A 710-nucleotide genomic window follows, 5' to 3' on the forward strand; every position below is an offset into this window, starting at 1 on the left:
TCCGGTGCCCGGCGCACCTGCGCCTCGAACAGCTCATGGATGCACCGCTCCGACGGATACGCCACCTCCGTGCGGTTCAGCTCCTCCAGCAGATACCGGCGCTCCGCCGCCGGCAGGATCTCCAGCTTCCGCACCGGCGTGTGCGGCGAGCGCTCCAGCAGGTCCGCCAGATGCTCCAGCGCGCACTGCATGTAGCCGCAGATACGCTCCGCAGAAACCGGCTCGACCGCTTCCGCCGTCAGGCCCAGCGCCTGCCCGGAGTCTTCCACCGACAGGCTCAGGGGATAGTTGGTGCGCTCCTGCGCACCCAGCCACTCGATGCCGTCCGGGACATCGTCGCCCACCGCCCCCTGAAGCGCCGCCAGCGGATTGTGGCGATAGTTCAGCAGCGCGCTGAACAGCGGCGCTGGCGCCGCAACGCCGCTGCAACGCTGCGCCAGCGCCAGCGGGGCATGCTCATGCGTGAGCAGCTCCGCCAGCCGCGCGTGCGTGCGGCGCACACTCTCCTCGACCCCGCTTCCATCCACGTCGAGCCGCACCGGCAGCGTGTTCATGAACAGGCCCATCGCCCGGTCCGCGCCCGTGCCACCATGCATGCGCCCGAACAGCACCGTGCCGAACACCACCTGCTCGCGCCCGCTGCTGCGCGCCACCACCTGCGCCCACGCCAGATGGCACAGGCTGGCCAGACTCACCCCCAGCCGCCGCGC

General features: G+C 71.1%; 1 protein-coding gene. It reads right to left on the reverse strand.

What is annotated here, in order from left to right:
- A partial coding sequence (locus AB4Y34_RS41815; RefSeq protein WP_368719302.1) for a condensation domain-containing protein occupies positions 1–710 on the reverse strand: 710 nt, incomplete at both ends.

Source organism: Paraburkholderia sp. BR10954 (genome assembly GCF_040965775.1).
In the GTDB taxonomy this organism is placed as follows: Bacteria; Pseudomonadota; Gammaproteobacteria; order Burkholderiales; family Burkholderiaceae; genus Paraburkholderia; species Paraburkholderia youngii.